This is a genomic window from Polynucleobacter sp. Tro8-14-1 (genome assembly GCF_018881655.1).
Lineage (GTDB): Bacteria > Pseudomonadota > Gammaproteobacteria > Burkholderiales > Burkholderiaceae > Polynucleobacter.
The window spans coordinates 153,798-176,242 of sequence record NZ_JACVPX010000007.1 but is presented as its reverse complement, the minus strand read 5'-3'; the positions used below and the strand labels follow the sequence as shown (position 1 = coordinate 176,242).

At 45.4% G+C, this 22,445-nt stretch carries 23 protein-coding genes; 13 read left to right on the top strand and 10 right to left on the bottom strand.

Annotation, left to right across the window (positions count from 1 at the left end; genetic code table 11):
* Window positions 1-170: 170 nt before the first annotated feature.
* Window positions 171-1,142 carry a cysteine synthase A gene (gene cysK / locus ICN34_RS09405; protein ID WP_216122214.1) on the bottom strand — a complete coding sequence of 324 codons (972 nt, stop codon included), beginning with the start codon at window positions 1,140-1,142 and terminating at the stop codon, window positions 171-173.
* 166 nt (window positions 1,143-1,308) lie between these two features.
* Here cysK and ICN34_RS09400 point away from each other — a divergent pair, with 166 nt between their 5' ends.
* Window positions 1,309-2,307, top strand: a complete 999-nt coding sequence (locus ICN34_RS09400) for a tripartite tricarboxylate transporter substrate binding protein (protein WP_216122212.1) — start codon at window positions 1,309-1,311, stop codon at window positions 2,305-2,307.
* 24 nt (window positions 2,308-2,331) lie between these two features.
* Here ICN34_RS09400 and ICN34_RS09395 read toward each other — a convergent pair whose 3' ends face one another.
* Window positions 2,332-2,814, bottom strand: coding sequence for a disulfide bond formation protein B (locus ICN34_RS09395; RefSeq protein WP_216122210.1), 483 nt, complete (start codon window positions 2,812-2,814; stop codon window positions 2,332-2,334).
* A gap of 152 nt (window positions 2,815-2,966) precedes the next feature.
* On the opposite strand from ICN34_RS09395, the gene ICN34_RS09390 reads away from it, so the two are divergent.
* The 11 genes from ICN34_RS09390 to ICN34_RS09340 all read left to right on the top strand — a co-directional run bounded on the left by ICN34_RS09390 (window position 2,967) and on the right by ICN34_RS09340 (window position 13,127).
* Window positions 2,967-3,743 carry a ferredoxin--NADP reductase gene (locus tag ICN34_RS09390; protein WP_216122209.1) on the top strand — a complete coding sequence of 259 codons (777 nt, stop codon included), beginning with the start codon at window positions 2,967-2,969 and terminating at the stop codon, window positions 3,741-3,743.
* A gap of 9 nt (window positions 3,744-3,752) precedes the next feature.
* Window positions 3,753-4,547: a sulfite exporter TauE/SafE family protein gene (locus tag ICN34_RS09385; protein WP_216122206.1), complete on the top strand. Its 795-nt coding sequence runs from the start codon at window positions 3,753-3,755 to the stop codon at window positions 4,545-4,547.
* Window positions 4,548-4,655: 108 nt separating this feature from the next.
* Window positions 4,656-4,820 (top strand): hypothetical protein, encoded by a 165-nt coding sequence (locus ICN34_RS09380; protein WP_216122241.1) that lies wholly within the window; start codon window positions 4,656-4,658, stop codon window positions 4,818-4,820.
* A 152-nt stretch (window positions 4,821-4,972) separates the two neighbouring features.
* A complete protein-coding gene (locus ICN34_RS09375; protein WP_216122204.1) occupies window positions 4,973-5,977 on the top strand; it encodes a sulfate ABC transporter substrate-binding protein in 1,005 nt (334 codons plus the stop codon).
* Between the two features lie 155 nt (window positions 5,978-6,132).
* Complete coding sequence (gene cysT / locus ICN34_RS09370; protein WP_216122202.1) at window positions 6,133-6,969, top strand: sulfate ABC transporter permease subunit CysT; 837 nt, start codon at window positions 6,133-6,135, stop codon at window positions 6,967-6,969.
* Complete coding sequence (gene cysW / locus ICN34_RS09365; protein WP_216122200.1) at window positions 6,969-7,841, top strand: sulfate ABC transporter permease subunit CysW; 873 nt, start codon at window positions 6,969-6,971, stop codon at window positions 7,839-7,841. Before cysT ends, cysW begins: the two co-directional genes overlap by 1 nt.
* Window positions 7,838-8,923 (top strand): sulfate/molybdate ABC transporter ATP-binding protein, encoded by a 1,086-nt coding sequence (locus tag ICN34_RS09360; protein WP_216122198.1) that lies wholly within the window; start codon window positions 7,838-7,840, stop codon window positions 8,921-8,923. The genes cysW and ICN34_RS09360 overlap by 4 nt, the downstream gene beginning before the upstream one ends.
* A gap of 40 nt (window positions 8,924-8,963) precedes the next feature.
* On the top strand, window positions 8,964-9,905 hold the full coding sequence (locus tag ICN34_RS09355; RefSeq protein WP_216122197.1) for a CysB family HTH-type transcriptional regulator: 942 nt from the start codon (window positions 8,964-8,966) through the stop codon (window positions 9,903-9,905).
* 158 nt (window positions 9,906-10,063) lie between these two features.
* A complete protein-coding gene (locus tag ICN34_RS09350) occupies window positions 10,064-10,819 on the top strand; it encodes a phosphoadenylyl-sulfate reductase (RefSeq protein ID WP_216122195.1) in 756 nt (251 codons plus the stop codon).
* A 35-nt stretch (window positions 10,820-10,854) separates the two neighbouring features.
* The gene (gene cysD / locus ICN34_RS09345; protein WP_216122193.1) at window positions 10,855-11,778 is read left to right on the top strand and encodes a sulfate adenylyltransferase subunit CysD; all 924 of its coding nucleotides are present in this window, start codon (window positions 10,855-10,857) and stop codon (window positions 11,776-11,778) included.
* Window positions 11,778-13,127 (top strand): sulfate adenylyltransferase subunit 1, encoded by a 1,350-nt coding sequence (locus tag ICN34_RS09340; RefSeq protein ID WP_216122191.1) that lies wholly within the window; start codon window positions 11,778-11,780, stop codon window positions 13,125-13,127. Before cysD ends, ICN34_RS09340 begins: the two co-directional genes overlap by 1 nt.
* A gap of 209 nt (window positions 13,128-13,336) precedes the next feature.
* On the opposite strand, the gene fdx is transcribed toward ICN34_RS09340, so the two are convergent.
* From fdx to uvrB, 8 genes are all read right to left on the bottom strand, one after another.
* Window positions 13,337-13,675, bottom strand: a complete 339-nt coding sequence (gene fdx, locus ICN34_RS09335; protein ID WP_216122189.1) for an ISC system 2Fe-2S type ferredoxin — start codon at window positions 13,673-13,675, stop codon at window positions 13,337-13,339.
* Window positions 13,676-13,710: 35 nt separating this feature from the next.
* Window positions 13,711-15,576 carry a Fe-S protein assembly chaperone HscA gene (gene hscA / locus ICN34_RS09330; RefSeq protein WP_216122187.1) on the bottom strand — a complete coding sequence of 622 codons (1,866 nt, stop codon included), beginning with the start codon at window positions 15,574-15,576 and terminating at the stop codon, window positions 13,711-13,713.
* 27 nt (window positions 15,577-15,603) lie between these two features.
* On the bottom strand, window positions 15,604-16,131 hold the full coding sequence (gene hscB, locus ICN34_RS09325; protein WP_370624003.1) for a Fe-S protein assembly co-chaperone HscB: 528 nt from the start codon (window positions 16,129-16,131) through the stop codon (window positions 15,604-15,606).
* On the bottom strand, window positions 16,109-16,432 hold the full coding sequence (gene iscA, locus ICN34_RS09320; protein ID WP_072583082.1) for an iron-sulfur cluster assembly protein IscA: 324 nt from the start codon (window positions 16,430-16,432) through the stop codon (window positions 16,109-16,111). The genes hscB and iscA overlap by 23 nt, the downstream gene beginning before the upstream one ends.
* Before the next feature lie 39 nt (window positions 16,433-16,471).
* A complete protein-coding gene (iscU, locus tag ICN34_RS09315) occupies window positions 16,472-16,858 on the bottom strand; it encodes a Fe-S cluster assembly scaffold IscU (protein WP_216122183.1) in 387 nt (128 codons plus the stop codon).
* Window positions 16,859-16,890: 32 nt separating this feature from the next.
* Window positions 16,891-18,150 (bottom strand): IscS subfamily cysteine desulfurase, encoded by a 1,260-nt coding sequence (locus ICN34_RS09310; RefSeq protein WP_216122181.1) that lies wholly within the window; start codon window positions 18,148-18,150, stop codon window positions 16,891-16,893.
* Window positions 18,151-18,179: 29 nt separating this feature from the next.
* Window positions 18,180-18,749 (bottom strand): Fe-S cluster assembly transcription factor, encoded by a 570-nt coding sequence (locus ICN34_RS09305; protein WP_216122179.1) that lies wholly within the window; start codon window positions 18,747-18,749, stop codon window positions 18,180-18,182.
* 153 nt (window positions 18,750-18,902) lie between these two features.
* The gene (uvrB, locus tag ICN34_RS09300; protein ID WP_255538630.1) at window positions 18,903-21,056 is read right to left on the bottom strand and encodes an excinuclease ABC subunit UvrB; all 2,154 of its coding nucleotides are present in this window, start codon (window positions 21,054-21,056) and stop codon (window positions 18,903-18,905) included.
* 169 nt (window positions 21,057-21,225) lie between these two features.
* On the opposite strand from uvrB, the gene ICN34_RS09295 reads away from it, so the two are divergent.
* Entirely contained in the window at window positions 21,226-22,425 is a 1,200-nt protein-coding gene (locus tag ICN34_RS09295; protein ID WP_216122178.1) for an amino acid aminotransferase, read from the top strand.
* The last annotated feature ends 20 nt before the right edge of the window (window positions 22,426-22,445 follow it).

Below are 22,445 nucleotides of genomic sequence, written 5' to 3'. Positions count from 1 at the left end.
GCGGTAAATCCTTCTTTACCTGACAGATAGTGATGAATGACTTCTAGCTTAAAGTCTTTGCTGTATTTGGACATGAGACTGACCCTTTTGAGTTGGATTTGATGTCCAACTTTTGTGGGTCAGTTCATGGGGTGCCTTTTTTATTACCAATCACGGTACTGAGTATTGCGTTACGCCGGCAAACCTTTTTCATCAAATACGCCCTCAAACAATGGGGAGCTTAAATAACGTTCAGCAGTATCAGGCAGTACAACCACAATCGTTTTTCCTGCGTATTCAGGCTTTTTGGCCAAACGAACAGCTACCGCAGCTGCTGCGCCACAGGAGATGCCAACCAAAATACCCTCTTCTTTAGCTATGCGGCGAGCAAATTCAATAGCTTCTTCATTACTCACTTGCTCAACTTTATCTACTACCGATAAATCCAGATTGTCTGGAATAAAGCCAGCACCAATGCCCTGAATCTTATGAGGTGCAGGTTTAATTTCTTCGCCATTTAACTTCTGCGTAATCACTGGGCTTGTAGTCGGCTCAACTGCTACCACTTCAATATTTTTCTTTTTAACATTTTTAATGTAACGACCTACACCAGTAATCGTTCCACCAGTACCAACACCAGCGACGAACACATCAATCTTGCCATCAGTGTCTTCCCAGATTTCTGGGCCAGTCGTCTTCTCATGAATTGCAGGATTAGATGGATTGCTAAATTGCTGAAGCAATACATATTTAGAGTCAGATGCCGCAATTTCTTTAGCCTTAGCAACAGCGCCATTCATTCCTTTGGGGCCTTCAGTTAAAACAATTTTCGCACCTAAGGCAGTGAGCAATTTGCGACGCTCAATACTCATGGTCTCTGGCATGGTTAGCGTCAAAGGAATACCGCGCGCTGCTGCCACGAAGGCTAAAGCAATACCAGTATTGCCACTAGTAGGCTCCACAAGTTCTTTGCCAGGACCGAGAAGGCCTTTGTCTTGAGCATCGTTAATCATGGCAACACCTATACGGCACTTAACGGAGTAGGCAGGATTACGACCTTCAATCTTGGCCAGAACAGTCGCTTTAGCGCCATCCGTTACGCGATTTAAACGCACTAAAGGTGTCTTGCCAATGGTTTGGGAGTTATCGGTAAAGTAAGTCATATTAATTCCTACAGAAAAAGAAAAGACAGCTGAAATATCTTTATATCTTATGGCATGACCCTATTTTTGTAAAACAAGCTATGCGCATAAGCTAATTACTAAAAACACTATTGATATCCCCCAACCCGCCATCTTTAAGAATTAGAATTAATTACGTTAAAAATTCATGGCAGCCAAAGACTTAATGCACACCTCACGACGAAGTCTCCTCAAATCGCTTTTATCCATAGCGGTAATTTCAGCTAGCCCACTCATTGCGAGAGCAAATACGCCTTGGCCAAATAGACCTATCAAATTGGTTGTGCCCGCACCACCTGGTGGAAGCCTTGATATTCTTGCGCGAACAGTTGCAAAAGAATTAACAACCAGACTAAATCAGACCGTCATGGTTGAAAATATGCCCGGTGGCGGCAGCAATATTGCATTTGGTTATGTTGCCAAAGCAGCACCCGATGGCTATACCTTGCTAGTAGGCTGGGATAGTCTTGCGATTAATCCAGCTCTTTATCCTTCGCTTCCGTATAAATTAGATCAATTTGCACCCATTTCACTTGCCATCACTGCACCGCAAGTATTGGTCGTCGGCACCAAGCTCCCCGTGAAAAATTTGAAGACTTTTATTGAAGTAGCCAGAAGAGATCCCAATGGACTCAGTATGGCCAATGCAGGAAATGGGAGCCCAGGCCACCTCGCAGCTGCACTACTTGAATCAAAAGCAGAGATTAAATTTAACAATATCCCCTACAAAGGCGGTGCTCCAGCAGTAGCAGATTTACTGGCGGGACATGTTGATGCATTAATGGTTACCTTGGCAGCAGCTCTGCCACATATTCAATCAGGCAGACTGACTGCTTTGGGTGTGAGTTCTGCAAAGAGATCCACAGGTGCACCAACAATACCTACCATTGCGGAAGCTGGGCTTGCTGGATATGACTTGAACTCATGGCAAGGATTTTTAGCGCCTGCTGGCACGCCGAATGAAATCATTCGTTTACTAAACAAAGAAATCGTTGCTAGCCTGAATGATCCAGAAACTAAAAAGAAATTAATCGCAGATGGTTTTGAGGTTGTTGCCAGCTCCCCAAAGGTTCTCGGAGAATATCTCGCTAGCTCCACACCTAAATGGGCAAAGTTGGTAAAAGATTCTGGCGCAAAGGTTGACTAACTTCAATACCGATTGAAGTCATTTCTATTGCTTGGTCTTTTTGAAGAAAGTAATTGCCAAGACCAACAAGATGAGTCCAAACCAAAGCAAGGACCATTCCGGAACTTGTAATCCTAAGATCGCAGGAAGTTGTGCTGAGCACAAACCATCTGCCTTAAAGAGCCAAGGCAAACCGTTGGCTAGTTGAAACTGGTTAATCCAAATTTCTAAGGGATCTATTCCACAGGATTCGCCTGGGTGAGATAAAAGCCAAACATGGTGCCCAGCTACTGCTACCCCATATCCAGCAGCCAAGATAGCCAAACCATGAAATAGCTTTCTGAACCTTGGGATGCCAGCCGCAAAAAAGCAAGTAATCACTATATCTAGGTATCCGACTCTTTGCAAAATACATAAAGGGCACGGCAAGAAACTGATCCCTTGATATCCCACCTGTTGCAGTACCACCGCAAAAGCCACCAAGTCCAGGCTTAGGAAAGAGAGGAATAAGTATTGGGCTCTAGTCATTACCCAATCATAGCGGCATCAGCCTTTAAAGCCCCAAATCTTGGCTTTATTACTAAAAGTGCATTGGATATGAAAAGTTAATCCGTCAACCCCCCGGAAATGGAGTGATTTTTGAGGATAATCAATGTTTTGCAAAATTAACTAAGCTTTCTATGGCCGCATATAACACCGAAACCGTTCTGTCAGTTCACCACTGGAATGACACTCTTTTCAGCTTTACTACCACCCGCAATAAGGGCTTGCGCTTTCGTAGCGGTCACTTTTTGATGATTGGTCTTGAGGTTGAAGGCAAACCCTTGGTGCGCGCCTATAGCGTTGCCAGCCCAAACTATGAAGAGCATCTCGAGTTCCTGAGCATTAAAGTTCAAGATGGTCCTTTGACTTCACGTTTACAAAAGATTCAAGTTGGCGATCCGATTCTTGTCAGCGAGAAGTCCGTAGGCACCCTAGTGCTAGATGACTTAAATCCGGGCAAGCATCTGTACTTGTTCAGCACCGGCACTGGCCTTGCGCCGTTCATGAGCATCATTCGTGATCCAGAAACCTATGAGAAGTTTGAGAAAGTTATTCTCATTCATGGAGTGCGTTTAGTCAGCGAGTTAGCTTATGAGGACTACATTAAAAATGGACTCACTCAAGATGAATACTTGGGCGAACTGATTCGCGAAAAACTAATCTACTACCCAACCGTGACACGTGAGGCTTTCAAGCATACCGGTCGCCTCACTACTGCAATTGAAACTGGTCAACTTTTCAAAGACATTGGCCTTCCGCCGCTCGATCCAGCAGTGGATCGTGCCATGATTTGCGGTAGCCCCTCTATGCTCAAAGAAACCTCTGAGATGCTTGATGCCAAAGGCTTTAAGGTCTCCCCAAGCCTTGGCCAATTAGGCGACTACGTCTTTGAACGTGCATTCGTAGAGAAGTGATTTAGGCAAATGCTCGAGTTTTTGCAAGGCTCCCTGCACTATATTTTTTCCGGCGCCTTGGTTGGATTGTTGGTGGGCCTCACTGGTGTTGGCGGTGGCTCACTGATGACGCCAATTCTGACTCTGATTTTTGGTGTTGCTCCGACTACTGCAGTTGGAACTGACCTCGCCTTTGCTGCCCTCACCAAGGGTGTTGGCACTGCAGCTCATCGCCTTCATGGCAACGTGAAGTGGGACATTGTTGGCCTTCTTTGCGCTGGCAGCCTTACTACGGCCGCTGCCTCTATATTTGTATTAAAGCAAATCGGTCCCTTACCCAAGGAATGGATTCATTTCATTACTTTTTCTATTGGGGTATCCGTACTCTTGACCGCGCTCTCGCTCACGGTTAGAGGCAGAATTCTAGAATGGGTAAAACAAAATCCTACAAAGATGCCTCATGGAGTTGGGCTAAAGATTGCAACGGTATTGATTGGTGGTGCCATTGGTATCCTAGTCACAATATCTTCCATTGGTGCTGGCGCAATTGGAGCAACACTTATTCTGATGCTATACCCACACCTCAAGACTGCTGAAGTGGCAGGGACTGATATTGCATATGCCGTACCCTTAACTGCTCTTGCTGGGCTTGGTCACTGGTGGTTGGGTAATGTGGATTTCAGCCTTTTATTTGGCCTCCTGCTAGGCTCCATACCCGCAATCTGGCTAGGCGCCAAGCTATCAAGCACCCTGCCTGAGAAGTTCACCAGAACTGCGCTAGCGATTACCTTGCTCTTAGTTGGGATCAAACTCGTTACAGCCTGATTGTTGTATATATGCAATTTTGATATATACATATCAATAAAGATTCTTTGCCCAATGCACTAAACAGCTGTACATTGAACCTAAATAACCTTTTAGGAACAGCAAATCATGTCACCCGTAAGAGAGCTCTACAACCCAGCAATTACTAAATTATTGCGTGAGCATGATCAATTACCGCATGACAAACTAGAAGAGCGAAAAAGTTTCCAGCGCCGTATCCTATTTCTCATGAACGCTATTAAATACGCAGAGTTTGAAGACTCATTTGCTTGAACTAATTATGTAAATAAAAGAACCGCCGTAAGGTGGTTTTTTTTTGATCTAAATCCCGATCATTCCATTTTTTAATAAGCAATCCACTATTTCTTGCTTCACAGCTTAGAGGTTTACCTCTAAATTCTTTTCATCTACTGAAAGGAATTGCAATGAACCATTCTGGCTTATCAAAAATACTAGGAGGCCTACTTTTAAGTTTTGGCATCATCTCTACTGGCTTTGCACAACAAAGTATCTTGAATGTGTCATATGACCCTACTCGCGAGCTCTACCAAGATTACGATAAAGTCTTTACTGCCGACTGGAAAAAATCATCTGGTCAAGACATCTCCATTAAACAATCCCATGGGGGATCAGGCAAACAGGCGCGTGCCGTGCTGGACGGCTTAGATGCTGACGTAGTCACACTCGCACTGGCTTATGACATTGATATCCTTGCGGAAAAAGGTTTGGTAGCCAAGGATTGGCAAAAGAAATTCAAAGATAACTCTTCTCCTTACACATCAACTATCGTATTCCTCGTTCGAAAAGGTAATCCAAAGGGTATTAAGGACTGGAATGACCTTACTAAACCAGGTATAGAGGTAATTACCCCAAATCCGAAAACTTCTGGTGGCGCACGCTGGAACTATCTTGCGGCGTGGGCGTATGCACTCAAACAGCCTGGTGGCAATGATGTGAAGGCAAAAGAGTTTGTGAAAAAACTCTATGCCAACGTCAAGGTATTGGACTCTGGCGCACGTGGATCAACCACAACCTTTACCGAACGTGGCATTGGTGATGTGCTGATTGCCTGGGAAAATGAAGCTTACTTAGCCGTTAAAGAGTTAGGCCCAGAAAAATATGAGATCGTCACTCCGTCCATTTCGATCCTGGCCGAACCACCAGTTGCTGTAGTAGATAAAGTAGTAGACAAAAAAGGTACCCGCAAAGTAGCGACTGCATATTTGCAAAATCTCTATACGCCAGAAGGGCAAGAGATCGCCGCAAAGAACTACTATCGCCCGCGCGATCCTAAGGTGGCAGCTAAATATGCCAGCCAGTTCGCTAAAGTGAAGTTAGTCACGATTGACCAAGTATTTGGCGGGTGGCAGAAGGCTCAAAAGACCCACTTTAATGATGGTGGTGTTTTTGACGAGATTATTGTTAAATAATTCCTCAAGCTTTTCATTATCAGAAACCCTTTAATAGCCCAGACATCATGCTCTGGGCTATTTTGACATCTGCCCTGGGCTTATATTCATTTTGCATATAAGTTAATGACCTTTTCTTGTTTCCCTTTTGACGGGGCGCCCCCTAGACTCTGAGGATGTCTTCAGTAAAGAAAAATAGTATCTTCCCTGGTTTTGGTTTATCCCTTGGTTACACCATCATTTACCTTTCTTTGATTGTTTTAATTCCGCTTTCTGCTGTGGTTTTTAAAACAACGAGTTTGACCTTTCCTGCATTTATCGACGCAGTGACTTCACCAAGAGTAATGGCGTCATATCGACTCAGTTTTGGCATGGCTTTATTTGCAGGTTTAATTAATACTTTCTTTGGTTTATTGCTTGCTTGGGCTTTAGTTCGATATACCTTTATTGGCAAGAATCTTGTAGATGCATTGGTCGACCTTCCTTTTGCACTGCCTACCGCAGTAACCGGCATTGCCCTAGCGGCGCTCTACTCCAAAAATGGTTGGATTGGTAAATACCTTGAACCATTGGGTATCAAGATTGCTTTCACGCCCTGGGGTGTCCTAGTGGCACTCATCTTTATTGGCTTGCCCTTTGTAGTGCGAACTGTACAACCCATTCTGGAAGAGATTGAATTAGAGCTTGAAGAGGCGGCTGCGAGTTTGGGTGCAAGTCGTTGGCAAACCTTTAGGACTGTGGTGCTACCAATTTTGCTACCGGCACTACTCACTGGCTTTGCCCTTGCCTTCGCACGAGCTGTCGGCGAATACGGCTCAGTCATTTTTATTGCCGGCAATATTCCGATGGTTTCAGAAATCACCCCTTTAATCATTATTACTAAGCTTGAACAGTATGACTATGCAGGTGCAACAGCTATTGCATGCGTAATGTTGTTGATCTCCTTAGTCTTGTTGCTGGCCATTAACGGCTTACAAGCCTGGACTGCCAAGCGTACTGGGAGAGTTCGTTAATGACTACTACTCGGTTTGAGCGTAGCGCTGCTACACGCGACTCCTTTATTGTTAAAGCCTTAGTTTTATTTTTATCACTCAGCTTTTTTAGCGTCTTCTTGTTGCTACCTCTCTTATCTGTGTTTACAGAAGCCCTTCATAAAGGCTGGGTCTACTACCTTAACGCGATTGTTGAACCGGATACTTGGTCTGCTATTCAGCTGACACTTCTTGCTGCAGGAATTGCTGTACCGCTCAACTTAATATTTGGTGTGGCGGCATCCTGGGCAATTGCTAAGTTTGATTTCAGAGGCAAACATCTTCTCATTACCCTGATTGACCTGCCATTTTCCGTCTCACCAGTGATTGCTGGCTTAATCTTTGTGCTGGTATTTGGTGCCCAAGGTTGGTTTGGTAGCTGGCTCTCAGAGCATGACATCAAGATTATCTTTGCTGTACCGGGCATCATTCTGGCCACCATCTTTGTCACCTTTCCATTTGTAGCTCGTGAACTAATCCCGCTCATGGAAGCCCAAGGACGCGAAGAAGAGGAGGCTGCTACCGTATTGGGTGCGAGTGGTTGGCAAACATTCTGGTACGTAACCCTGCCGAACATTAAATGGGGACTCTTGTACGGCGTCATTCTTTGTAATGCACGAGCAATGGGTGAGTTTGGTGCGGTATCCGTTGTATCAGGCCATATTCGTGGCTATACCAACACCATTCCACTCCAAGTAGAGATTCTTTATAACGAATATAACTATGTTGCTGCCTTTGCAGTAGCATCTTTGCTCGCTTTATTGGCGCTACTGACATTGGCTGCTAAAACTTATGTCGAATGGCGGCTTAAATCAGAAACAAATGCAGCACCTGCAATCGAAGGACCACTATGAGTATTACCGTTAAGAACGTTTCAAAAAAATTTGGTGACTTTGTTGCCTTAAATAATGTTTCTCTAGACTTTCCCTCTGGTGAGCTAGTCGCACTCCTTGGCCCATCCGGCTGCGGAAAGACGACGCTATTACGCATCATTGCCGGCCTCGAAACTCCCGATAGCGGGAATATCATTCTGGATGGCATTGATACTTCAGCCACTCCAGTGCGTGATCGACAAGTTGGATTTGTATTTCAACACTATGCGCTTTTTAAGCACATGACCGTTTTTGACAATGTTGCCTTTGGTTTAAATGTAAAGAATCGCAAAGAACGTCCAAGCAAGGATGAAATTGCCCATAAGGTGCATGAACTTCTTAAGCTTGTTCAATTAGATTGGTTACATGATCGCTTTCCCGCACAGTTATCCGGCGGTCAACGCCAACGCATTGCATTGGCACGAGCCCTCGCAGTTGAACCGAAAGTACTATTACTAGATGAGCCCTTTGGCGCATTAGATGCCAAAGTTCGCAAAGAACTACGTCGTTGGTTACGCAAGCTACATGATGAATTGCATATCACCTCGATCTTTGTTACGCACGATCAGGAAGAAGCATTAGAGGTAGCGGACCGTATTGTTCTCATGAACCAGGGCAATGTTGAGCAAATTGGTAGTCCAGATGAAGTTTATGACCATCCTGCCACCCCATTTGTATATGGCTTCTTGGGCAATGTGAACTTGTTCCATGGCCGTGTAGAGGGCGAAGGAATCCAGGTAGGCAAACATAATCTAAAACATGATCAATCTGATTCCATAGCGCAGGGGGCATCAGTACTCGCATTTGCCCGCCCACACGAATTAGATATTGTTGGAGAAAATGAAAGTAATGATGGTGTTGTTGCAGTTATTGACCGCATCCTCTCTTTTGGATTGAACTCCAGAGTAGAGCTTTCAGCTATCTCCAGCTCAGATACAAAGTCAGCACCCCACTTTTACGAAGTGGAGTTGCCAAGATCTGAAGTTGCCAAACGAGGCCTGGCTGAGGGGCAACAAGTACGTATTGTGCCCTCTCAGTTACGGGTTTTTGAAAATACAAAGTAATCAGATTGCATAAAAATAACCAAAAGACTGATAATTAAGTATGAACTTTCAACAACTCCGCATCATTCGCGAAACCGTCCGTCGTAACTTCAACCTCACCGAAGTGGGAAATGCCCTAGCGACTTCGCAGTCAGGTGTTAGTAAGCATATTTTGGACTTAGAAGATGAGTTGGGGGTCGAGCTATTTGTCCGCAAAGGTAAACGCCTTCTAGGTCTTACAGAGCCTGGCAAAGAGCTTCTAACGATCGTTGAGCGCATCTTGCTTGATACTAAAAATATTAAGCAGCTTGGAGCTCAATTTAGTCAGGCTGATAAAGGTCAGCTTACTATTGCTACAACCCATACACAAGCACGTTATGCATTGCCAAATGTAGTTAGCCAATTTAAGAAAAAATTTCCGAATGTACATTTAGCGCTTCATCAAGGCAGCCCCCAAGAGATCGTCGAGCTATTACTAGAAGGTCGCGCAGATATTGGTATTGCGACCGAAGCATTAGAAGGTATACCTGAGCTAGTTACTTTCCCGTACTACACTTGGCACCATACCGTAGTTGTTCCAAAGGGTCATCCACTCGAAGGCAAGAAGAATTTAACCCTAGAGGAAATTGCTGAATATCCTATCGTGACGTATCACGAAGGATTTACCGGTAGAAAATCAGTTGATGAAACATTTGCGAAAGCAGCCATTACTCCAGATATCGTGATGTCAGCGCTCGATGCTGACGTTATCAAAACTTACGTTGAACTGGGGCTAGGAATTGGCATCATCGCCTCCATGGCCTACCAAGAAGATCGCGATACCAAACTCTCCCTTTTGGATGTTGGCACCCTCTTTGAAGACAACACCACCCGCATCGCATTACGTAAAGGCTACTTCTTGCGTGGATTTGCCTATGAATTTATCGAACTATGCTCGTCCAAGCTTGATGAGGCCAAAGTCAAAGCAGCGCTAAAGCCCGAAACTGATATTGACCTTGATTAAAGGTCTAATTCGCTATATCTGCTCGCTTTAGAGGTTTTAAAACATTACTTTTAGGTATAAAGCGATGACTTATATATATTTGTAAGTTATAAGAATAGCCAATAAACTGCTGAGTCAGAGTCAGAAAGGCCTATATGCCATTCGCTCGGAGCATTTAAATGACCCAGCAAAATCAACAAACTACCCTCGAAAAACCCATATTTTGGTCAATTCCATCAAGCGCCCTCACTCCTGCGGAGCTTGCTGAGAAGTCCACCGTTTTAAAACAGCGCTTGGCTGATATTTCCGAGCGCTTTTCTGACGTTCGCTTTGCAACTAGCTTGGCGGCAGAAGATATGGTGATTACAGATGCTATTGCTAAGACTGGCGCAAAGATTAAGTTATTTACATTAGCGACTGGACGCCTGCATCAAGAGACTGTTGATATGGTCAAAACTACTGAAGATCATTACGGCGTATCCATTGAAAAAGTCTATCCACAAGATAGTGACGTTCAAGCCTTTATTGATCAATATGGCATGAATGGCTTTTACGATGGTGAAGAACCCAAGAAAGCATGCTGTGGAGCGCGCAAGATTAAACCACTCAATGCCGCACTGCTTGGCGCCGACGCCTGGATTACCGGCCAGCGACGTGAGCAATCGACCACTCGTACTGAGCTTAATTTGGAAGAACTCGATGATGCACGAGGCATCTCAAAGTTCAATCCTTTGTTTGATTGGAGTGAAGCGGATATCTGGGCTTATATCAAACAAGAAAACGTTCCCATTCACCCGCTACACTTGAAGGGCTACCCCAGTATTGGCTGTGAACCCTGCACCCGTCAGGTTAAGAAGGGTGAAGACATACGGGCTGGCCGCTGGTGGTGGCTACAAAGTGATAGCAAAGAATGTGGCTTGCACGTTAATAAATAACCAATCATAAAAACTTAGTAGAAATAACTCACAGAATGTCAGAACAAAAATTACTTGATGATCACCTAGATTGGCTTGAGGCTGAATCGATCTTCATCATCCGGGAAGTCGTAGCGCAGTGCTCCAACCCAGCCATGCTGTTCTCTGGCGGTAAGGATTCGATAGTGATGTTTCACTTAGCGCGTAAGGCATTCCAGTTTGGTGACCGCCCAGTGAAATTACCATTCCCAATTTTGCATATTGATACTGGTCATAACTATCCAGAAGTGATTGCGTATCGTGATGCTGTAGTGCAAAAGACTGGTGTCAAGCTGATTGTGGGTCACGTTGAAGACTCGATCAAAAAAGGTACTGTACGTTTGCGTAAGGAAACTGATTCTCGCAATGCTGCCCAAGCAGTAACTTTGCTCGAGACAATTGCGCAATATGAATTCGATGCCCTCATGGGCGGCGCCCGCCGAGACGAAGAAAAAGCTCGCGCTAAAGAACGCATCTTCTCTTTCCGTGATGAATTCGGTCAATGGGATCCCAAAGCACAACGTCCTGAGCTCTGGAACCTCTACAACGCACGAATCGCTAAAGGCGAAAATATGCGCGTTTTCCCAATCTCGAACTGGACTGAACTCGATATTTGGCAATACATTGCTCGCGAGAAACTAGAACTTCCGAGCATCTACTACACACACCAGCGTGAAGTAGTGAAGAAAAATAATTTATTAGTTCCAGTGACTAACGTCACACCAAAATCGGCTGATGATATTAGCGAGGTCCTGAGCGTACGTTTTCGCACTGTTGGTGATATCAGTTGTACCTGCCCAGTTCTCAGTACTGCAGCTACTCCATTAGAGATCATTGCTGAAACTGCTATTTCTGAAATCACGGAGCGTGGCGCTACTCGAATGGACGATCAAACTAACGAGGCCTCAATGGAGCGCCGTAAGAAAGAAGGTTACTTCTGATGACTAGCATTCAAACTCAGCAGCAAAACGTTGTTCGTTTCATTACCGCAGGTAGCGTCGATGATGGCAAGAGCACTTTAATTGGGCGCTTACTCTATGACACCAAGTCTATTTTGGTAGATCAATTGGAATCACTCTCAAAAACCAAGCATGCTCGCGTTACCTCATCTGATGCGGGAGTTGACTTGGCCCTTTTGACCGATGGCCTTGAGGCTGAGCGTGAGCAAGGCATCACGATTGATGTTGCCTATCGCTACTTCTCCACCCCAAAGCGTAAATTTATTGTTGCTGATGCCCCAGGCCATGAGCAGTACACCCGCAACTTGGTTACTGGCGCCTCTCAATCGGATGTTGCAGTCATTTTGGTTGATGCAACACGTGTTGACCTCAATACCAGTCCATCTACTTTATTGGCGCAGACTAAACGTCACGCGGCGATTGTACATTTATTAGGTCTACGTCATGTTGTATTTGCCGTTAACAAAATGGACTTATATGAGTTTGATGAAAAAGTATTCAACACCATCAAGACCGCTATTGAAGATCTCACCCAAAAGATTGGCTTACCTAAGCCAACTTTGATTCCGATCTCTGCATTGCTTGGCGCTAACGTCGTTACTGCTAGTAAAAATACCCCTTGGTATAAGGGCCCTACTCTGCTTGAGTGGCTAGAGAGTTTGGACACTAGCCCTGAGTCTGAAAAACTGTCACTGCGCTTTCCTGTTCAATATGTAGCCCGTCAGGATGGTAGCGCTTCTGATGACTTCCGTGGCTACCTTGGAGAAATCGAGTCGGGCAGTATTCGCAAAGGACAAAAGATTAAAGTATTGCCAAGCGGCTCTGAGGCAACTGTTGCTGAGATTTATTTGGGCAATCGCTCTAGCAGCAAGCAAACTAATGGCAATAATGCTGTGGATTCTGCACAAACTGGTCAAGCTGTTGCGATCCAATTATCAGAAGACATTGATGTCTCACGCGGCTCTTTATTTATTAGCGCTGAAGATAGTCATCCACCAGTATTGAGCAAACAACTTTCTGCTGATTTATGCTGGTTAGATAGCGAACCACTCTCATTAAGCCGAAAATATGCCTTGCGACACACCACCAATACTGTTGGTGCGAAAGTGAAGAGCATTCAACAAGTTCTAGATGTGCAGACACTGTCTCAGGCAAGTGATGTGCGTGGATTGTCTACTAATGAGATCGGCCGAGTAGACTTTATTTTGCAAAAGCCGATTGTTGCAGACTTGTTTGATCAATCTCAGCGCACTGGTGCCTTTATCTTGATCGATGAGGCCACAAATCATACGGTCGCTGCAGGCATGATTCGTGAGGCAATAGCGCAGTAAATATTGATCTAGCATCACACAAAAAGCCTCGTACTGCGAGGCTTTTTCTTTATCAGATGGTAAAAGAAAAGCCCCCCCGAAGGATGGCTTAAAAGATTTTTTTGGAGGCACTACTTAAAGAATGAACTACAACTTCATATTAGTCCCACCAGAAACCTTTCTTTATTAGATGCGCATGATTCTAAGCATGAATGCAATATTTTGGTGCATTAATGATTTTCTTTGGCATGGTTGATTGAATATTTAGGGATCTCAATCACCAAATCTTCTTTAGCAACAATGGCCTGACAAGACAAACGCGATTGCGGGTTTAAGCCCCATGCGCGATCAAGCATATCTTCCTCATTCTCATCAGGAGGATTTAGGCTTTGAGAGCCCTCTTTCACAATCACGTGACAAGTAGTGCAGGCACAAACCATGTCACAAGCATGCTCAATCGGAATATTATTCTCGAGCAAAGCTTCACAAATTGAAGTGCCTGGGGCAACCTCAACAACTGCACCTTCAGGACAGTATTCACTATGCGGTAGTACAACGATTTGAGTCATATTTCTTTTCTACTTATTTTTAATTTGTTTTTTACTTAAATTTCAGCAACATTTTTACCAGACAGAGCCCTCTGTATGCTGGCATTCATGCGCTTTTGTGCAAAGTCATCCGTGGCCTTGGCGGCGTGATCTACTGCCTTACGAACAATCGCACTATCGGTTTCTTCATTTAAGATCTTTTGCAAGGCTGCCATCTCCTGGTCAACTGCTTGCTGTTCTTCTGGATTCAATAAAGAGCGATCGCTTGCAAGAGCAGTTTGTACAGCATCGAGTAAACGCTGGGCATTTACCTGCTCTTCGCGCAATGACCTAGAAAGTAAATCTTCTTTTGCTGAGGCAAAGCCATCTTGCAACATGCGCGTAATTTCTGCATCAGTTAAACCATAAGAAGGCTTAATGTCTATAGAAGCTTTCACGCCAGAGCCTTGCTCGGTAGCACTCACAGATAGCAATCCATCTGCGTCCACCTGAAAGGTGACCCGGATACGGGCTGCACCTGCAGCCATTGCTGGAATGCCGCGTAGTTCAAATTTACCTAATGAGCGACAGTCTTGAGCAAGTTCGCGCTCGCCCTGCACTACCTGAATGGCCAATGCAGTCTGCCCATCTTTAAATGTAGTGAAGTCTTGCGCTCTAGCTACCGGTATAGGTGTATTGCGTGGAATGATTTTTTCCACTAAGCCGCCCATGGTTTCAATACCAAGCGATAGCGGAATGACATCTAAAAGCAACCACTCGTCATCCTTACTCTGGTTGCCAGCCAATAAGTCAGCCTGCATCGCCGCACCTAATGCAACGACTTGATCAGGATTTAAATTATTTAAGGGTTGAGTGCCGAACAACTCACCTACAGCACGCTGCACATTCGGCATGCGAGTTGAACCGCCCACCATCACTACGCCTTTAACGTCTTCCGCCTTAAGGCCAGCATCGCGCAACGCCTTTTTACAAGCCATCAAAGTCTTGGCAACTAGGTTTTGAGTTATTTCAAAGAGCTGTGCCTGGCTAACCCCAACATTGACTACCGTGCCATCTGCCAAAGTTTCATGCACGCGCGCAAGAGGGTTGTGACTCAGCAGCTCTTTGGCATGCTTACAGGCCTGCAGGAGTGTACGATGATCATGAATGGATAAAGGAGGAAGCTTGGCTTGCTCAATGACCCAGCAATACAAGCGGTGATCAAAGTCATCGCCGCCTAGAGCAGAATCACCGCCAGTAGCAAGCACTTCAAATACACCGCGACTCATGCGCAATATGGAAATATCAAAGGTGCCACCACCTAGATCGTAAACCGCATAGATACCTTCGGAGGCATTATCCAATCCGTAGGCAATCGCAGCAGCGGTCGGCTCATTCAATAAACGAAGAACTTCAATGCCGGCAAACTTAGCAGCATCTTTGGTTGCTTGACGTTGCGCATCATCAAAGTAAGCGGGGACTGTAATCACTGCGCCAACAATCTCATCAGACACAGAGTCTTCCGCTAATTGACGCAAGCGCGCCAAGATTTCCGCCGAGACTTCAATTGGACTCTTATCTCCAGCAACTGTTCTGAGTTTAAGCATGCCGGGTTGATCAACAAAGTCGTATGGGGCACTTTCAATATTCTCAACATCAAGCAAGCCGCGGCCCATGAAACGCTTAACGGAAACAATGGTGTTCTTAGGGTCAATCACGGCACTCTCAAGTGCCTCAAAGCCGGCTTGCGTTCTGCCATTTGGCAAATAGCGAATGACTGAAGGAAGCAGTTCGCGCCCTTGCGCATCTGCTAGGACCTTTGGCAACGCATCACGCACAATCGCTACTAAAGAATTGGTGGTGCCCAGGTCAATACCAACAGCAATGCGGCGTTGATGGGGCGCAAGTGATTTACCGGGTTCGGAGATTTGTAGTAAGGCCATAAGTAATGAGTTTAGCTTGAGTGAGGGCTAGATTAAGGCTGCAATAGTGTCATCAAGCTCAACGGCAAACTTATCGATAAACAGTAAACCGCGAAGTAGCTCTGCGGCACGCGCATAGTTCTTGGCACCATCAATGGCTTGAGCAATTTCTGCAAGTGTTTCCTGCCTAGATTCTTCCACCTCAGTCATTAAAGCATCTAATGCAGGTAAATTTTCTGCTTGCTCATCCAAGCTTTCACGCCAGTCCATTTGCCTCATCAGAAAAGCAGTAGGCATCGCAGTATTGGTTTCTAGCTTGGCATCAACGCCATGTAGTTGGCAAATATAAAGACCGCGCTGAATAGGGCTCTTCAAGGTCTGCAAAGCAGTATTAGCTAGGGTTGCCATTTGCATAGCAAGGCGTTGCTCAGTGTCGCTCCCGCGCGCATGGCGGTCAGGGTGTACTTCCTTTTGAATGGCAAGGTAGGCCTGCTCTAGAGCAGGCAAATCGATATTGAATTGCTGATTTAATCCAAAGAAGCGAAAGTAATCGTCAGACGCGGAAGGATTCGCCACAACCACACTCATCTTTTACGTTTGGATTTTGGAACTTAAACCCTTCGTTCAAACCCTCGCGCACAAAGTCTAGCTCCGTACCATCTAAGTAGGCCAAACTTTTTGGATCTATGAATACCTTAACGCCATTGGACTCAAAGACTTGGTCTTCGGCTGCAGGCTCATCAACATACTCCAGCTGATAAGCTAAACCAGAACAACCTGTTGTACGTACACCCAAGCGCAAGCCACAACCTTTACCGCGCTTTTCTAGGTTGCGGTTTACGTGTGCAGCTGCTTTGTCGGTTAAGGTAATTGCCATAGTTTTGACTTCGTATTTTTTCGTTCTTTATTTCAGCTTTTATTTCGCTGGGTGCTTCTCTTTGTAATCCGCTACCGCTGCCTTGATAGCATCTTCAGCCAAGATGGAGCAGTGAATTTTTACAGGGGGCAAAGCCAACTCTTCAGCGATGAGCGAATTCTTAATCTCAAGCGCTTGGTCCAAAGTCTTACCCTTAACCCATTCAGTCACAAGCGAAGATGAAGCGATCGCAGAGCCACAGCCATAAGTCTTGAACTTGGCGTCTTCGATCACTCCATGATCATTCACGCGAATCTGCAACTTCATGACGTCGCCACAAGCAGGTGCGCCAACCATACCCGTACCTACGGTGTTATCACCCTTCTCGAATGAACCAACGTTGCGGGGATTTTCGTAGTGGTCAATGACCTTATCGCTATATGCCATGGTATTTCCTCTTTAATTTCTATGTATTAGTTTTAGTGTGCAGCCCATTGAATCGTGCTGATATCGATTCCGTCTTTATACATTTCCCAGAGCGGAGATAACTCACGCAACTTGGCAATCTTTTCTTTTACCAACTTGATAGTGAAGTCCACTTCTTCTTCAGTCGTAAAGCGACCCAAGGTAAAACGAATCGAACTATGCGCCAACTCATCGTTGCGACCCAGTGCACGCAATACATAAGAAGGCTCTAGAGATGCTGAGGTACAGGCTGAACCAGAGGAGATCGCTAAATCTTTTAGCGCCATCAACATAGACTCGCCTTCAACATAGTTAAAACTAATGTTGAGGTTATGTGGAACACGATCATCCATGTCGCCGTTGACATAGACTTCTTCAATATCTTTCAAACCATTGAGTAAGCGGTCACGCAGTCCACGAATACGCTTGTTCTCTTCAATCATCTCAACACGAGCAATGCGGAAAGCCTCACCCATGCCTACGATCTGGTGAACTGCAAGAGTTCCTGAACGCATACCACGCTCATGACCACCGCCATGAATCTGTGCCTCAATACGAATACGGGGCTTACGACGCACAAACAAAGCGCCAATACCTTTAGGGCCATAAGTCTTATGCGCAGAAAAACTCATCAAATCGACTTTGATCTTTTCGAGATCAATCTCTACCTTGCCGGTTGCCTGAGCTGCATCCACATGCAAAATCACACCGCGCGAACGGCATAAGTCACCAATCGCAGGAATGTCCTGAACTACGCCGATTTCATTATTGACATACATCACTGAAGCCAAAATCGTACCTGGCTTCATCGCAGCTTCAAGCTGAGCAAAATCAATCAAGCCATTCGGCAACACATCTAAATAAGTAACTTCATAACCTTCGCGCTCAAGCTCACGACAAGTATCTAAAGTGGCTTTGTGCTCGGTCTTAACAGTAATGATGTGATTGCCACGATCTTTGTAGAAATGCGCAGCACCCTTCAAGGCCAAGTTAATACTTTCAGTTGCACCACTAGTAAATACGATCTCTCTTGGATCAGCATGTACCAATTGAGCAACCTCAGAACGCGCCCACTCAACCGCTTCTTCTGCGGCCCAGCCATAAGCATGGCTACGTGAAGCGGCATTACCAAACTGCTCGCGCAAGTAAGGCAACATTTTGTCAACCACGCGTGGATCAATCGGCGTAGTAGCCGAATAGTCCATATACACAGGAAAGTGTTCAGGGCTAAACATTGGAACCGGTTGTTGCGGTAATACTTGTGGTGCGTTCATGATGTACTTATTTATAGGTAATGTGGTTATTAACTCTGTCGCGCCAAATTGAATACTGAATTAATTAATGGCGCTTTAGGGGGTGGTTCTTTTTTAGCTGCAAGGGCTGGGGCAGGTTTATCTGCCTTAGTGCTTTCAACCTTAATTTTCTTTTGGCGCATGTCTTGAATGACAATACCGCGACCTTCTTGTTGCTGAACTAAATCTTTTAAGCTCACAGAACTGAGGTACTCAACCATTTTGGAGTTGAGATTACTCCAGAGATCATGAGTCATACAGCGTCCATGATTTTCTTCATCGGTATGACAGTTGCCTTTGCCGCCACATTGAGTCGCATCGAGAGGCTCATCGACTGCGACAATGATGTCAGCAACGCTCACTTCAGAGGATGGTCGCGCCAGGGTGTATCCACCGCCAGGTCCACGAGTACTCTCCACGATATTGAAACGGCGTAATTTGCCGAACAATTGCTCGAGGTAAGAGAGGGAAATCTTTTGTCTTTGGCTAATTCCGGCCAAAGTTACGGGGCCATGCGTTTCACGCAGGGCTAAATCAATCATTGCGGTTACTGCAAAACGACCTTTGGTTGTAAGTCTCATATGTCACCTTGGTAATGGATTGTTATGGACAGCTAACAGTCGGGCGGGTAATACCGGACCATTCCACTCAACTTTACCATATTCCCCAGCAAATTGCTCGGGAATTATCCCAAAAAAACCGCGTTGTAAGTCAGGAATTAGCTGTTTGAGCCCCTAGACGGAGTCCCTAGACCTAGCCCCAAAAGCCATTTCTTTAACCTTAGTGAGTCTATCCCTGGTGCTGGCAGCCTTTTCAAACTCCAAATTCTTGGCTTCAGCGTTCATTTGCTTCTCTAGGCGCTTAATTTCAGCCGCCAAGTCCTTCTCACCCATATCTTCATAATGAGCCCGCTCCTGCTCAACCTGCATCTCCTGACGCTTCTCTTTGACGTCATAGACGCCATCAATAATGTCCTTAATGCGCTTTTTGACGCCCTTAGGCTCAATCCCATGAAGCTTATTGAAGGCAATTTGCTTGGTTCGCCGTCTTTCGGTCTCGCCCATTGCGCGTTTCATGGAGTCGGTAATCCGATCGGCGTACAAAATGGCTTTGCCACGAACGTTACGAGCAGCACGGCCTATGGTCTGTATCAGGCTGCGTTCTGAACGTAAGAAGCCTTCTTTATCGGCATCCAAAATGGCTACAAGAGATACCTCAGGAATATCCAAGCCTTCGCGTAATAAATTAATACCGACCAGTACGTCGAAGACACCCAAACGTAAGTCACGCAAAATTTCTACTCGCTCAACTGTATCGATGTCTGAGTGAACATACCTCACCTTTACACCATTATCAGAAAGATAGTCCGTTAATTGCTCAGCCATACGTTTAGTCAATACAGTAACTAGAACTCGCTCATGCACTTTGACGCGTGCATGAATTTGATCTAACAAATCATCAACCTGTGTACTTGCTGGCAACACTTCAATTTCTGGATCAACCAAACCGGTTGGCCTTGCTACTTGCTCGACTACTTGATCTTGATGTGTTTTCTCATAATCAGCCGGTGTTGCAGAAACGAAAATAGTTTGACGCATTTTGGTTTCAAACTCAGTAAATTTGAGTGGGCGGTTATCCATCGCCGAAGGCAAACGGAAGCCAAATTCCACCAAAGTATGTTTACGAGATTTATCTCCGTTATACATTGCATTAAGCTGCCCAATTAAGACATGGCTTTCATCCAAGAACATCAAGGCATCATTCGGCAAATAGTCGACTAGCGTCGGCGGGGCATCGCCCGGAGCGGCACCAGACAGGTGGCGAGAATAGTTCTCAATACCTTTACAGAAACCCAACTCATTGAGCATCTCTAAATCAAAACGAGTACGTTGCTCGAGACGTTGTGCCTCGACCAGTTTGCCATCCTTCACAAACTCATCTAAGCGCGTGCGCAACTCTGTTTTGATAGTTTCAATTGCTTTCAAAACAGTATCGCGAGGTGTAACGTAATGAGAACTTGGGTAAACAGTGAAGCGTGGAATCTTTTGACGAATCTTGCCAGTGAGGGGATCAAAGAATTGCAAACTCTCCACGACATCATCAAACAACTCCACCCTTACTGCTAACTCATTATGTTCAGCCGGGAAAATATCAATTGTGTCGCCACGCACTCGAAATACACCGCGCTTGAAATCCGTTTCGTTGCGGTCGTATTGCATCGCAATGAGGCGCATCAAAATATCACGCTGACTCATCTTGTCGCCAGGACGCAATGTCATCACCATACTGTGATAGTCACCAGGATTACCAATGCCGTAAATTGCAGATACGGTCGCAACAATAATGACGTCTCGACGCTCTAATAAACTCTTGGTTGCAGACAAACGCATCTGTTCGATGTGCTCGTTAATAGAGGAATCTTTTTCAATAAAGAGGTCGCGTTGAGGTACATAAGCCTCTGGCTGGTAGTAGTCGTAATAGCTGACGAAGTACTCAACGGCGTTTCTCGGGAAAAACTCCCTAAATTCACTGTAAAGCTGGGCAGCTAGGGTCTTATTCGGGGCAAAAATGATGGCTGGACGGCCTGTTCTAGCAATGACATTGGCCATTGTGAAAGTCTTTCCAGACCCAGTAACCCCTAAAAGAGTCTGAAAGGTCAGCCCATCCTCAATACCCTCAACCAGGGCATCAATCGCCTGAGGCTGGTCTCCAGCGGGGGCAAATGGCTGATAGAGGAAATAGGGGGAGCCCGGGAAGGTGACAAACTTGGCTGGATCGAGGTCGTGGCCAGCCTCGCCCAACGGATCTGCCGCAGGGATTTTATTTACCACTTTTACTTCAGAATTTGGACCAGTTTTAGGCAACTTAGGGGGCATCTCGGCTATCATTTCACCTGTGAGACTTCTTCACAGAGAATTTTGTACAAACAATGATTTTGCCGTTTTTCTTAGGAAATAGTTGATTCTGGCCTCAAAAACCGACAATTAAACTGAATCTAACGTCAATTACAAACAAAACCGTCCTTAATTACCCCCTAACCCACACTTTCGACCTCAAATGACCCTGTTTGCCTCAGTTCAATTAGCCCCTAAAGATCCTATTTTTGGCCTCACAGAAGCCTACGTTGCAGACCAGCGTGCTGACAAAGTGAATTTAGGTGTTGGCGTGTATTACACAGACGAAGGCAAGGTACCACTTCTCAAGGCGGTCATGAAAGCGGAAGAGGCGATTGTTGCAAAGCACTCCCCTCGCAGCTACATCCCCATTGAAGGTCCAAACCCATATAACAGTGCAGTGCAAAATTTATTGTTTGGCGCTGACTCTGCGCTCATTAAGGATGGTCGCGTTGTCACTGCTGAGTGTCTCGGCGGTACCGGTGCATTGCGCGTAGGCGCCGACTTCATCAAGCGCTTGAATCTCAATGCACCTTGCGCGATTAGCAACCCGACTTGGGAAAACCATCGCGGCATTTTTGAATCTGCTGGTTTTGATGTTGTCGAGTACACCTACTTTGACGGCAAAACTCGTGGCGTAGATTTTGACGGTATGGTGAAGTCCTTAGAGTCTTTCCCAAAGAACACGACCGTGTTGTTGCACGCTTGCTGCCACAACCCTACTGGTGCAGATATTACAGAAGCGCAATGGCGCCAAGTGATTGATATCTGCAAGAACAAAGGTCTCATCCCCTTCTTGGATATGGCCTACCAAGGCTTTGCTGATGGGATTGAGAAAGACGGTATTGCAGTTCGCCTCTTTGCTGATTCAGGGATGTCTTTCTTTGTATCAAGCTCTTTCTCCAAATCATTCTCACTCTACGGTGAGCGTGTTGGTGCATTGTCTATCGTCACACAAAGCAAAGATGAATCTACTCGCGTACTTTCACAATTGAAGCGCGTCATTCGCACTAACTATTCCAATCCCCCAACTCACGGCGCTGCAATTGCTGCTGCTGTTTTGAATTCACCAGAATTACGTAAGCTCTGGGAAGATGAGTTGGCAGAAATGCGTGACCGTATTAAAGCAATGCGTCATGGCTTGGTTGAAAAACTCGCTGCTGCTGGTGTAAAGCAAGATTTTGCTTTTATCGAGAAGCAACGTGGCATGTTTTCTTACTCAGGCTTAACAGCTGAGCAAGTTGATCGCTTACAGAAAGAGGACGGCATTTATGCCCTTTCTACTGGACGCATTTGTGTTGCAGCCCTTAATACAAAAAATATTGATAAAGTGGCTAAAGCAATCGCCCGCGTATTGGCTTAATTAAAGCGTAATAAGCGGAT

What these genes read in the sequence shown, in the direction of transcription:
- uvrB (WP_255538630.1), bottom strand. Translation starts at nt 21,056, where the DNA reads ATGATAGCCGAGATGCCCCCTAAGTTGCCTAAAACTGGTCCAAATTCT.
- cysW (WP_216122200.1), top strand. Translation starts at nt 6,969, where the DNA reads ATGACTACTACTCGGTTTGAGCGTAGCGCTGCTACACGCGACTCCTTT.
- hscA (WP_216122187.1), bottom strand. Translation starts at nt 15,576, where the DNA reads ATGGCCTTACTACAAATCTCCGAACCCGGTAAATCACTTGCGCCCCAT.
- iscU (WP_216122183.1), bottom strand. Translation starts at nt 16,858, where the DNA reads ATGGCATATAGCGATAAGGTCATTGACCACTACGAAAATCCCCGCAAC.
- ICN34_RS09385 (WP_216122206.1), top strand. Translation starts at nt 3,753, where the DNA reads ATGCTCGAGTTTTTGCAAGGCTCCCTGCACTATATTTTTTCCGGCGCC.
- iscA (WP_072583082.1), bottom strand. Translation starts at nt 16,432, where the DNA reads ATGGCAATTACCTTAACCGACAAAGCAGCTGCACACGTAAACCGCAAC.
- ICN34_RS09355 (WP_216122197.1), top strand. Translation starts at nt 8,964, where the DNA reads ATGAACTTTCAACAACTCCGCATCATTCGCGAAACCGTCCGTCGTAAC.
- ICN34_RS09305 (WP_216122179.1), bottom strand. Translation starts at nt 18,749, where the DNA reads ATGAGACTTACAACCAAAGGTCGTTTTGCAGTAACCGCAATGATTGAT.
- ICN34_RS09390 (WP_216122209.1), top strand. Translation starts at nt 2,967, where the DNA reads ATGGCCGCATATAACACCGAAACCGTTCTGTCAGTTCACCACTGGAAT.
- ICN34_RS09310 (WP_216122181.1), bottom strand. Translation starts at nt 18,150, where the DNA reads ATGAACGCACCACAAGTATTACCGCAACAACCGGTTCCAATGTTTAGC.
- ICN34_RS09350 (WP_216122195.1), top strand. Translation starts at nt 10,064, where the DNA reads ATGACCCAGCAAAATCAACAAACTACCCTCGAAAAACCCATATTTTGG.
- ICN34_RS09340 (WP_216122191.1), top strand. Translation starts at nt 11,778, where the DNA reads ATGACTAGCATTCAAACTCAGCAGCAAAACGTTGTTCGTTTCATTACC.
- ICN34_RS09295 (WP_216122178.1), top strand. Translation starts at nt 21,226, where the DNA reads ATGACCCTGTTTGCCTCAGTTCAATTAGCCCCTAAAGATCCTATTTTT.
- fdx (WP_216122189.1), bottom strand. Translation starts at nt 13,675, where the DNA reads ATGACTCAAATCGTTGTACTACCGCATAGTGAATACTGTCCTGAAGGT.
- cysK (WP_216122214.1), bottom strand. Translation starts at nt 1,142, where the DNA reads ATGACTTACTTTACCGATAACTCCCAAACCATTGGCAAGACACCTTTA.
- cysD (WP_216122193.1), top strand. Translation starts at nt 10,855, where the DNA reads ATGTCAGAACAAAAATTACTTGATGATCACCTAGATTGGCTTGAGGCT.
- cysT (WP_216122202.1), top strand. Translation starts at nt 6,133, where the DNA reads ATGTCTTCAGTAAAGAAAAATAGTATCTTCCCTGGTTTTGGTTTATCC.
- ICN34_RS09400 (WP_216122212.1), top strand. Translation starts at nt 1,309, where the DNA reads ATGGCAGCCAAAGACTTAATGCACACCTCACGACGAAGTCTCCTCAAA.
- ICN34_RS09360 (WP_216122198.1), top strand. Translation starts at nt 7,838, where the DNA reads ATGAGTATTACCGTTAAGAACGTTTCAAAAAAATTTGGTGACTTTGTT.
- ICN34_RS09395 (WP_216122210.1), bottom strand. Translation starts at nt 2,814, where the DNA reads ATGACTAGAGCCCAATACTTATTCCTCTCTTTCCTAAGCCTGGACTTG.
- ICN34_RS09375 (WP_216122204.1), top strand. Translation starts at nt 4,973, where the DNA reads ATGAACCATTCTGGCTTATCAAAAATACTAGGAGGCCTACTTTTAAGT.
- ICN34_RS09380 (WP_216122241.1), top strand. Translation starts at nt 4,656, where the DNA reads ATGTCACCCGTAAGAGAGCTCTACAACCCAGCAATTACTAAATTATTG.